The sequence below is a fragment of the uncultured Leptotrichia sp. genome (assembly GCF_938036635.1).
In the GTDB taxonomy this organism is placed as follows: domain Bacteria; phylum Fusobacteriota; class Fusobacteriia; order Fusobacteriales; family Leptotrichiaceae; genus Leptotrichia; species Leptotrichia hongkongensis.
Genome location: NZ_CALHQO010000084.1, coordinates 1 through 11,481, shown reverse-complemented (window position 1 = coordinate 11,481; position 11,481 = coordinate 1). Strand labels below are relative to the sequence as shown.

General features: G+C 28.6%; 8 protein-coding genes. All 8 read right to left on the bottom strand.

The annotated features are described in order from the left end of the window. Nucleotides 1-69: 69 nt before the first annotated feature. Nucleotides 70-1,110 carry a DUF2207 domain-containing protein gene (locus Q0370_RS01600; RefSeq protein ID WP_299571207.1) on the bottom strand — a complete coding sequence of 347 codons (1,041 nt, stop codon included), beginning with the start codon at nt 1,108-1,110 and terminating at the stop codon, nt 70-72. Nucleotides 1,111-1,135: 25 nt separating this feature from the next. After that, on the bottom strand, nt 1,136-2,782 hold the full coding sequence (locus tag Q0370_RS01595; RefSeq protein ID WP_299571204.1) for an AAA family ATPase: 1,647 nt from the start codon (nt 2,780-2,782) through the stop codon (nt 1,136-1,138). A gap of 128 nt (nt 2,783-2,910) precedes the next feature. After that, the gene (locus tag Q0370_RS01590; RefSeq protein ID WP_299571201.1) at nt 2,911-4,863 is read right to left on the bottom strand and encodes a DUF2207 domain-containing protein; all 1,953 of its coding nucleotides are present in this window, start codon (nt 4,861-4,863) and stop codon (nt 2,911-2,913) included. Between the two features lie 33 nt (nt 4,864-4,896). After that, nucleotides 4,897-5,463 (bottom strand): LemA family protein, encoded by a 567-nt coding sequence (locus Q0370_RS01585; protein ID WP_299571199.1) that lies wholly within the window; start codon nt 5,461-5,463, stop codon nt 4,897-4,899. Between the two features lie 16 nt (nt 5,464-5,479). Further along, a complete protein-coding gene (locus Q0370_RS01580; RefSeq protein ID WP_299571196.1) occupies nt 5,480-6,652 on the bottom strand; it encodes a hypothetical protein in 1,173 nt (390 codons plus the stop codon). Between the two features lie 3 nt (nt 6,653-6,655). After that, nucleotides 6,656-7,144 (bottom strand): hypothetical protein, encoded by a 489-nt coding sequence (locus tag Q0370_RS01575; protein ID WP_299571193.1) that lies wholly within the window; start codon nt 7,142-7,144, stop codon nt 6,656-6,658. Further along, nucleotides 7,144-9,723, bottom strand: coding sequence for a DUF2339 domain-containing protein (locus tag Q0370_RS01570; RefSeq protein ID WP_299571191.1), 2,580 nt, complete (start codon nt 9,721-9,723; stop codon nt 7,144-7,146). The genes Q0370_RS01575 and Q0370_RS01570 overlap by 1 nt, the downstream gene beginning before the upstream one ends. A 204-nt stretch (nt 9,724-9,927) precedes the next feature. Further along, nucleotides 9,928-11,481 (bottom strand): AAA family ATPase (locus Q0370_RS01565; protein WP_299571188.1); only part of this gene is annotated, 1,554 nt, incomplete at its 5' end.

Here is an 11,481-nt window from a genome sequence, read left to right as displayed (position 1 = left end):
TTTATAATTTATAAAATTTTGTTATTTTAATTCTAAAATACATTTTACTTTTCTAATCATCTACTTATCTTACCAAAAAATATATTTTTTTCTAAAAATCGGAAATTTTCTATCTACATATTCATTAACATAATATTGAGCTTCAGCATAACTTCCCATTATATTTAAAAAATCCAAAGAATCCTTAAAAATTCCTATTTTTTCATCTTCCACTTTAAGTGCGATAATATAAGGAAATATTCGATTAAAATAATTAAGTTTTTCTTCTTCTGTTTCAAATTTATCTATTTTATTTTTTTCAGCAGTTTCAAAATACATTTTTAAACCTTCAATATACTCCATTTTTCGCTGTCCCGAAACTGTATATTTTCCTATTGCCTTTTCATATATCAAAAACATTATCCCTAAAATTAACAAAATTATTCCAGAAAAAATATCCGCATACAATATCACGCCAATAAACCCGCCCACAGTAGTTGTTACATATAAAAATTTCAGTAATCCTCTCTGCATGCTATATACATATGCTAGCCATCCAAATATAAAAATTGTAAGAATCATCGAACTTGCAATATCTTTCTGCATTAATTTTGACAATGTAAAAGCCATACAAATTGCTATTCCCAAAATAAATGGAATAAAATATGAGTAATTATTTTTATAAATCATCATTTTATATTTCTTTTCCAGAAAATGAACAATTCGATTTTTAAATCCAATAATTCCTAGTTTATTCCCAAACAAATCATTTTCCGAAAGAACATCCAGCAAATTATTTTCCTCCTGAAACAAAGTTTCCTTTCTCAATTTCAGATTATCTCTATTTTTCTTATTCATAATATATTTTCTCTTTCCAGTACCATCTTCATCAATTTCGGAAATATATCCCTTCAGTATTAACGACAATATTCCAATTTTCAATATTTCCTTTGAATCTCTCTCACCATTAATATAAGCCACAAACATTGAAGAAATGTAATCTGGCTCCACAAATTCAGGAACAACAGCCTTTCTCTTCGGATCCCTTCCAAAGAAATACCAAGTTAAGACAGAATACACTGTAACAACTACAACTATGATAATTTCCAAAATTTTTATAATAAAATCCATATTTCCCACATCTAAACTCCTAAAACTAAAAATTCACTCTTTCATACTTCATTTTCAATTTCTTTCTGTAAAATCCAATTCCAATATGGATTATTTCTTTAACTCCACGATTTTTCAGTTCCACATCATATTCTTTCTCTCTGATCTGTTCAAATCCTTCCATCGCATAATTGTCCATTTCTTTTTCGTTGCCTGCCACTTTAAATTCAAAAATATATGCTGGATTTTCCTTGTTTTTCGGTTCAAGTACCAAATCAGCTCTTCCATAACCACTTTCCCTTTCAGAAAGCCTAATATAGTCATTTCCTAAGACTATGAAAATCCCTATTAAAAATATCTTGTAATATTTTTCGTCCTTATCTGTATCAAAATAGCTTAATGAAGATAGTATTTCATCTTGAAGTCCTTTTGCAAATTCTTCTATTTTTCCTTTCTTCAAGTCTTTTATAATATTTGTAAATCTTTGAGTTTTTCTAATAAATCTGGCAATAAACCTATTTTCAAAAAACTCCAGTATTTCGTTATTTGGTATCCTTATAGGATATTCATTATCCACTTTTTTCCCGCCAATCGTCAAATAACCTGCATACAGAAATAATTGCCATATATCATCCGTATCAAAAGTAAATTCAGAATAATCATTTATTTCCTTGTAAATTTTCTCCTTATTAAATAATTTCTCCAAATCATCAAATATTTCCTTATTCCCTTCATCAAGCATTTCATCTATCAATTTATTCCCTGAAACACTAATCCAATAAGGACGTAATTGCCTAGCCGACAAAAAATTAATAATTGACCAAGGATTATAAATTTCAGTATCTCCAAATTGATAACCATTATACCATTTCTTAACTTCTTCCAGCTCATATTCAAGCTCATAATATTTCACAGCTTTTATAACTTCATTTTCTGTAAGCCCAAAAAACTCAGAATATTTTTCACCAAATATTGTATTTACTTTCAAATTGTTTAGCCCTGAAAAAATCCCCTCTTTTGCAATCCGTAAAATTCCTGTCATAATCCCAAATTGCAAATATTCATTATCCTTCAAGGCTTCTCCGTAAAATCTTTTGAAAAACGAAATTGCCTTTTTATAGTACCCTGCTTGATATGACTGAATTATCGGAGTATCGTATTCATCAATCAAAACGACAACTTTCTTTTTCCCATAATAATCATACAGATATTTTGTCAAATTTTTTAAAGAATTTTTCCAATCTGCCCCTTTCTGTTTCAGCCATATCTTGTCAAATTCCATTAACTCACTCTGATTCAAGTTTTTTCTTATAAATTCAAAGTCATTATACAATTTATTTATCAAATTTTTTATTTCAAAATAGCAATCTTCCCACTCATCTTCCTCAATATTCTTAAAACTCACAAATATTACTGGATATTTTCCCTGCTCACTTGCATATTCAGTTTCTGAAATATTAAGATTTTCAAACAGTCTCTTATTTTCTTCTCTATTTTCAAAATCAAAAAAATATCTTATCATTGACATATTAAGTGTTTTCCCAAATCTTCTTGGACGAGTGAATAGATTTACATTTGCGCCATCTTTTAAAATACTGCTAATCAATCCTGTTTTATCAACATAATAGTAATTTTCTTCTATTATTCTTTTAAAATCAGACATTCCTATTGGTAATCGCTTTTTATTTCCCATTTTTCATCCCCTCTGTTTCCTTCATATTTTTTCAATTTAATTCTTGCACAAATTTAAAAAAATAATATTTATACCAATATTATAAACTAAAAAACAATACTTTACAACAAGAAAAAAAGCCAGTATTTCTACCAGCTTCCTCCACCTCCTCCGCCGGAACCTCCGCCAGAGAAGCCTCCACCACTTGAGAATCCGCCTCCGCCAAAACCGCCTCCGCTCGAATTTCTAGAGTTTTCTCTCAAAGTACTGAATCTTTCTTCTGCTATTTTATTGTATGCATTGTTATAACCTCTTGAAATCATATCTGATAAAAAGTAATTATTGTATGAATTAAAATGTACTCCTCTATTTATATAAGAATATGTACTTTCATCAAAATTATAAAGTTTTATCGTATTCTTCATAAGTTTTACCGCTTCATTTTTTACACCAAGAGCTACCGCATAAGGCAATATCCCTTTAAAATAAGCTACCAGCTCATCTACATCATTAAATTTCATAATCTGATTTGCTTCAGCAGTCTTTATGTACATTTTCATGCCATCCAAGTATTCTTTTTTTCTCATTCCATCAACAGTATATCTTCCAATTATTTTTGAATAAACAGCATACATTGCCATAATTATTCCAATTATAATGAAATTTAAAACTCCATATATTAATGAAAAGAATAATACTGCTATCCACTTAATAATTTTTAAAAATTTGCTATTATTTCCATAAATATTATTGATAATTGAAAAAATCGTATTTAATACTATTCCAAAGAAAATAGCAACCATAACTAGAGAAACTGCTCCAGAAATACCATCCGAAATACCTGCCGTTCCGCTACTTGCAGTTGACGAAATCATAAAAACTGTAATCATACCGACAATAAAGACAACATTAAAAATATTATTATCCTTGTAAACTTTCTTTTTATACTCTTTTTCAAATGATTTTAATATTTTATTTGAAGCATCGTAAAGGCTTCTTTCTTTTTTAAATATGTATCCATTATCAGAAAGAGCATTAAAAACAATCTTTTCTTCTTCTGCTAATTCAGGTTCATTTTTTCTACTGTTAGACAATGTATATTCTACATTTCTTCCATTACCTTCTTCGTCATTAGCTTCAACATAACCTTTAGAAAGCAATGAAAGCACTCCGATTGTTAGTATTTCTTTTGGTTCTCTTTCTCCATTGATGTAAGCCGCATACATGGCAGAAATATCCTTTGGTATGTTAAATTCAGGAACAATTGCCTTTTTATCCACATCTCTTCCAAATATATACCACGTTACAAATCCATAAATTGCTAGAATTATTATTATAATCGGTCCTACAGCAATTAAAGGATGAGCATAATAAAGTGTCTGTAATTTATCCCAAAATGTTGGACTTATATTATCTGTTTTTAAATTCAGACGAAAACTTAATCCGCTATATGCCTCTAAAACCTTATTTGTTTTAATTTCAACAGTTCCATTATTTAAATTTGTAATATAATCTTTTCCGCTTTGTCCATATTCACCTGTAAAAATATCTAATTGCCTAATTTCATTTTTTAAAACAGGTTCTCCATTTCCAAATTTTATATTTACCGCAGCTTTTTCAATAGGAACTTGCCAAAATTGACCAATTGCATTAAAGTAAACCTGATAAATTCCATTTTTTTCAAATACTGCATTATAAATCACATAATTGAATTCGTATCTATTTACGCCATTTTCCACAAATCTGTCTGCAGAACCAACCCTATATCTAATACCTTCATCAAAAAGTTTTGTAGAGTATTCTTCAGAAATACCGTTTCTCTTTATTGAATTCATTTTTATATAAGATTTGTAAATATCTACGCCATTTTTCTTTGAACGTAATGGAATATCCCTATAAATACCGTGCTTTGCCACACCGTCAAATTCATAATCAATTACTTCATTTACTGTCAAAGTCCCATTTTTATTCATCTGAACTGTAACTTCATAATTCGTTATTTTTTCAGCAATTAATGATTTCGCACTTAAGAAAAATAATGTGAAAAATACAAACATTATTGAAAAAATACTGTTTAATTTTCGGTTGCTAAAACTCTTCATAATAAGCCCTCTTCCAAAAAATTTACTAAAAAATTAAAACTTAACTTCTGGAGCCTTTTCTGCTCCTTCCACAGCATTAAAGAACTCAGCTTTTTTAAATCCAAAAATTCCACCAAAAATATTGTTTGGAAAAGTTTCCACAAAAGTATTTCTGTCTCTTGCTGTTCCGTTGTAATATTTTCTTGAACTTTGAATTTCTGTTTCTATTTGAGTTAGTTGAGATTGCAAGCTCAAAAAGTTTTCATTTGCCTTCAAGTCTGGATAATTTTCCTGTAACATCATTATTGATCTTAACGTTTTTGTCATTTCATTTTCAAGTTTTTGAATTTTTTCAATATTATCAATATCCTTTGTATCAATCGACATCATTTGACTTCTCAATTTTACCACATTTTCCAGCGTTTCTTTTTCATGTGTCGCATAACCTTTAACAGTATTAACAAGATTTGGTATCAAATCCAGCCTTTTTTGCAAATATACACCTATTCCACTCCAACCTTCCTCATTCAGATTTTTTAGTCTAATATATTTATTATAAATTCCCATTCCAATTACAACCAAAACTACCAAAATTCCTATTAAAATCAATACAATACTCATAATTCATTCTCCTCTTCTATTTTTTATTTTTATTTATTTTATTTATCATAAATCCAATTAATATTACCACAACCACCCCTATAAAAACATTATAATAAACCGTGTAATCTCTTGGCTTTGAAACTTTCTTTTCATCTGCCTTTTCCAATTTTCCTACAAAAACTTCATCTCGTTCTTTTATTGAATCAGCAAATTCTGCAATATCGTACTCAGGCTTATCTAAACTTTCATCTCCAAAGGTTATTTTATAATCTTCCCCTTCTGTAGCCCTAAACACAATTCTGTCTGGAACATAGTTTCCTGTTACTCCATTTATTTTGAGCGGTGAATTATCTCCATTCTGTATTTCAACGATTATTTCAGACAATTTCGGAACATTTTCTAAATTTATTACCAAATTTGACCTTTCCCCAACTTTAGAAATTATACCTTCTGCATAAAAATTATCTCCGCTTCTCACAGTATAATTTCTCTGAAACTCATCATTTACATCTAGAACAACATTTTTTAATGGCAAAAACTTGCTCTTAATTTTCAGAATTGTATTTTTTCCTTCTTGCTCAACCTTATAATCCAATTTTGTCCCTACAGTTTTAAGTTTTCCAGCCTCATTATTTGACAATTTCAAAATTGCTTCACTAAAGATATTCCCTTTATCCAACGGCGTTACAATTTTATAAAATTCATATCTTTTTTCCGAAAATTCTATTGTCAAGTTTGACTTGTCAGGTGTCTTATAAATTTCTCCCGAAGTTATCTGTTCCCAATCTGTACCGTTATTACTTCCAAGCAAAGTATATTCGCTGTAAAAATTTTTAGAAGGAATCAGCGCAAGCCTGTTTCCAATTATATCCTTTAACGAACTGTCGGAATTAAATTTCACAATAAATTCCATTTTATCCTTTTTCGTCAATACTTCATCTATTTTTGCCTTTGCCACAATTTTTTCGCTACGCTTTTCCTGCTCTTTTCCAGTTTCGATAACATAAGGAACTTCTTTCCCGTTCTTATCAATTATCCGTATATCTCTAAGATTATTTTTACTGTTCTCATAAATATCCTCTGTTAGAAAAAATTGCTTGTATGCCGACTTTCCTGCTATTTTTATAGTTTTAAAATACTGGCTGGAAAAAAGTTGAACAATTGTCAATAAAAATAGAAATAATATCAATTTGTTTATTCTTTTCATTTTTTACCTTCTTTCATTTTTTTGGAACAAATAATTTAAAACTAATTCTTTTTTAGCTGGAAATAATTCTTCCCCAATTTTTACTAAACTTCCATTACAACTTTTAAATAAGCATTCTTCACAAAATTCATATATTTTCCCACTTCTTTCCAATAATCTTAAATTTGCCTGATGGCAGGCGGGGCATTCCTGATTTATCATATAGACACACAAACTCCATATCAATCCTGAAACTTGCAAAATTATTTCCTTTTCGCTATATTCATCAAAGTTATTCACATAATATTTGATTCCCTTATCAAAAAAATCATCAGAATGCCCTATTATAAAATCATCAGACTTATAATTTACCATTTTTTCCAAAAATTCATTTTCAACATATTTATAAAAATTTTTTTTATATTTTCTTGCCAAATATATCAAATTATCAAAAAAATCTGGCAAATTATTTATATCAAATTTCCCATAAACATCCAATATTTCTTGCTTCATCAATTTTCATCTTTCTCTTTCAAATTTTCAGTACTCAAACTCTCTTTCACTTCCTGCTCCAATTTCTTCAAAGCTGTCTGATAAATATAAGAAGTTCCAATCAAAATAGCCCCCATACTAAAGTAAGCAATCAGCTTATAGGAATTATCAAATCGTAAGAAATCCCAAAGGAAACTTTTTGCCACAAAAAATATTCCTATTCCAAGCCCAATTCTTCTAACATTTCTATTCGGCACTTTAAATCCTTTCCAGACTAAATATCCACATAATAGCAGTCCAACTATATCCAAAGCTAGTCCAGCTCCTAAAATTAATACACCTGAATGTTCATATATTTGTAAAATAATATTTGCTACACAAAGGAAATATATTGATTCTCCCAATATCCACAATGGTTTTTTCTCATTTTTTTTGAAAAAGCATAAATGAATATCATTTTTAGCCACAATAAACAAATAAAAATTTACAAAAATTAATAAAATTAAAGATAGCAGATAACTTATTGGAATTTTCTCTTCTTGTATATTCCAGCTCCAACCAGAAATATATAAGAAAAAGTTGTACATATTCATAAATAACAAATAAATTATTTCAATTATTATCAAGAATTTCAAACTAAAACTGTCTTGTAATTTTTTCGCTTTATACGTTACTGTTCTTAAAACAAAAAGTGAAACTAATAAACTCAAAAATATATCTTCACCATAACTTATCATTTTAAATGAAGTGACAACATCAAAAACAACTTTATTTATAAAAAATATTGAATACGCAAAAATCAGATATTTGAATATTCCATTTAAAATCCTAACTTCCGTCTTGTAATTTTTTTGTTTTATCCAGAAGTAAAGCACAAATGAAAAAGATATTATCATCAAATCCTGAATATACACAAGCAAATATTTTTCTTCCCGCACAATTAAATTACTCACTAACGAAACTAGATAAATCGCAATTGTCCCATATCGCATTTCTTTATTTTTATATTTTCTATAAAAGAAATATAAAAGTGCAGTTTCAGTACCCCAGGCAACCACAACAAATTCTTCTGGCACAATTAACGGGATAATTAGGATAAAACTTCCTAATGCCACGATATAAAAGATTTTTGCAACTTTGTTGTCCTTGAGCCTGTCGCCAAAAAATCCATAAATTATTCCGACTGTTCCAACTAATACCGCTTTTAGCCAACTTGGGGTTGTCTTGTCAAACAGGCTGTAAATCAATGAAAATTTTATAATTAGATTTAAACTTAGAAATATATAGTCGATTATGTTGCTTTGACGATTTTCTTTTTTGTGCGAATTTAGGAAAATGAAACTGTATGCTGTTGTAAAAATTACGATGTAGAAAAATGCCGTAATCTTATCATGAACACTATGATTTAAGTAATAAATCAGCCCTGTCATATTTACTACACCTGTAACAAATCCAAAAATCTTGCTGTATATCCAGTCCTTTTTCCAAGAAACTCCAAGCACAATTCCCTGCAAAATCAAAGAATATGCCAAAACATAATAAATCTGAACATTACTCCTATTCACCCAAATATACGCTCCGTAAGGCAAATATCCACCAATCAGCGACAATACTCCAATTATTTGACTATCATATCGCAATGAAAGAATCACAACCAGCCCTGTCAGTATTACCGATATAAAAAGTCCCGCTGTCATTGGATAAAGTTTGAGATAAAGCGTAGAAAGAAGCGTAGTCAAATAAAGAATCCCAATTCCACCGCCAATCAGCCCAACTGCAAAATGCTTCTTATTTTTCTGATAAAATTTTTCTCCAGCAAAAAGAAAAAACATCCCAAGCAAATACGAAGCTGAACTTTTCACATAATTATTTGCCAAAATTTTTGCAAACTGTGTCCGAAATACCAAAAAAACTCCCAAAAAGATTGATATTATCCCTAAAAAGTTAAAACCCTTCAAACCAATAAGTTTTTCAAATACAAATCTTTTTTTCTCTCTTTCAAAAAGAAATTCTCCTTCCTTCAAAGCCGTTTCTTCTTTTATTTTATTATGAAAAACTGAAGATTCTTCTTGAAGAAATATTTTATTTTCAAAAGTTTTCCTATTACTTTTCTCTAAAAAATCACCAATTTTTTCATTAATTTTTTTGAGTTCATCTCTTAATGAATCAGCTTCCTCTGAAAATTCGCCATCAAGATTTCTTTCCAGCATTTTGACTTTTCTCTTCATTTCCTCTGCATAATTAGAAAGCCTTCTAGTCACTCCACTTTCCAATTCCACATTCATCTTCGCAGCCAAAATATTCTGAAACTTATCAATCTCACTATTTTTTCTAACCTTCTTCGCTTCCTTCAATTCCTCAATAAGCACTGCATTACTATTTTTAAGCCTTCCAATTTCCTCTTCCCTAACTTTCATCTTTTCATGAAATGCCTTTAAATCTTTCACTAGCCTTTCATTCTCTTCCAAAAGTTCTTTTTCCCTGCTTATTCCAGCCTCATTTTTTATATTTGCAATTATTGATTCTATCTCCGAATTTATTTTTCCAATTTCCCTATACTTATTCTCAAGATTCTCTAATTCTTTTAGTTTGTCAATCATTGTAAAACCACCTCAAAACTCGCAATTTTTTATAAATGTATTTTTAATTTGCAAAATAATTTATAATTTTATACTTTCCCTATTTAAATAGTGAGTATTTAATAAATTTTCAACTATTATAAGAATATCGGTTTATATCTTTTGTTAGAAAAGTCCGTAACAAATTCTTATTTAAATGATATTTAATATAAATTGGATTTAGTATTAACTGTAATTTTTATCAAATTTAACTGCTACTTCTTTTCCAAAAAATGCTATCCCAATTTTCAATACATTCTCAACTCCAGAATTTTTTAATACAGAAGCATATTCTTTCTTTTCAATCTGCTGTAATGCAATATCACACTCATTCTCTAATTTTTCAAAAATTTTATCTTCACTCAAATTTTCCATTGTATTTACAACCTTCAATTCCAAAATAATACCTTCTTTTCTTTTTTCCAGATTTTTAGGCTTGAGTAACAAATCATACCTGCCTTTCCCAGCAAAATTATTTGAAGTTATTTCATACTCATTTTTCAAAGTCAAAATTATTCCAAGCATTAAACCATGATAGAACTGCTCTTTATAAACTCCACTTACATCAAATATTCCTACATTTTCCAATAAAACTTCTTTCAAATATTTCTCAAATTCACTTATATTTCCTTCTCTCAAAGCATTTGACATATACAAAAATTTCTCATAATCTTCAAAATAAATTTCTATAAACATTTCTGAGAACATTTTCAGTATTTCTTCATTTGGTATTTTTAAATAGCACATTCCATCATCTTCGATTTTCTTTGCCAGTGTTAAATATCCGCTGTGAAAAAATAAATTCCATATATTTTTACTGTAATTTGACTCAAGATTTGAAAAAGTCATATTTTCATTTATTCGTTTATAAATCTCTTCTCTATTCAAAAGTTTTGAAAAATCATCAAAAATCTCATTTTTTAGTTTTTTTAAATATAATTTTATCAATTCATTTCCACTTGTATTTACCCAGTACGGTTTTAATTTTTCATCATTCAGAAAATTAATAATCGACCACGGATTATAAACCTTTATATCTCCAAACAAATATCCATTGTACCACTTCTGAACATCTTGCAATTCAAACTCCAAATTAAAATCTTTAAGTGCCTTTTCAATTTCACTTTCCGTAATCCCAAAATATTCTGTAAATCTATTGTCTAAAATTGTATGAACTCTTAGATTATTTAATCCAGAAAATATATTTTCCTTTGCAACTCTCAAAATCCCTGTCATAATTCCCATTTCGAGATAATTATTATCCTTTAGGACAACTCCATAAAATGTTTTAAAAAAGCTAATTGCTTCTTGATAATAGCCTTTCACGTATGAATCAATTATCGGCTGATCATACTCATCTATCAGCACTACAACCTTTTTTCCATAATATTCATATAAATATTTTGTTAAATCCAGCAAGGATAATTTCCATGTTGCTTCAGTTGCTCTGTTAAATAAAATTGAATCATATTTTTCTTTTTTTCTCGCACTTAAATTTTCCTTTACAAATTCAAATTCATCATATAAATCTGAAATTGTATTTTTTATCATCTCAAACCCATTTCCCCAGCTACTTTCATCATAATTTCTAAATGAAATTGAAATAACTGGAGCTGTCCCCTGCTTTTCAAAATACTCATTTTCAGAAATTTTTAAATTCTCAAATAGCTTTTTATTTTCATTTTTATTTTCAATATCAAAAAAATATTTTAACATCGACATATTAAGTGTTTTTCCAAA

Coding starts and splice junctions, on each gene's coding strand:
- Q0370_RS01600 (WP_299571207.1), bottom strand. CDS start 1,110: ATGGATTTTATTATAAAAATTTTGGAAATTATCATAGTTGTAGTTGTT.
- Q0370_RS01595 (WP_299571204.1), bottom strand. CDS start 2,782: ATGGGAAATAAAAAGCGATTACCAATAGGAATGTCTGATTTTAAAAGA.
- Q0370_RS01590 (WP_299571201.1), bottom strand. CDS start 4,863: ATGAAGAGTTTTAGCAACCGAAAATTAAACAGTATTTTTTCAATAATG.
- Q0370_RS01585 (WP_299571199.1), bottom strand. CDS start 5,463: ATGAGTATTGTATTGATTTTAATAGGAATTTTGGTAGTTTTGGTTGTA.
- Q0370_RS01580 (WP_299571196.1), bottom strand. CDS start 6,652: ATGAAAAGAATAAACAAATTGATATTATTTCTATTTTTATTGACAATT.
- Q0370_RS01575 (WP_299571193.1), bottom strand. CDS start 7,144: ATGAAGCAAGAAATATTGGATGTTTATGGGAAATTTGATATAAATAAT.
- Q0370_RS01570 (WP_299571191.1), bottom strand. CDS start 9,723: ATGATTGACAAACTAAAAGAATTAGAGAATCTTGAGAATAAGTATAGG.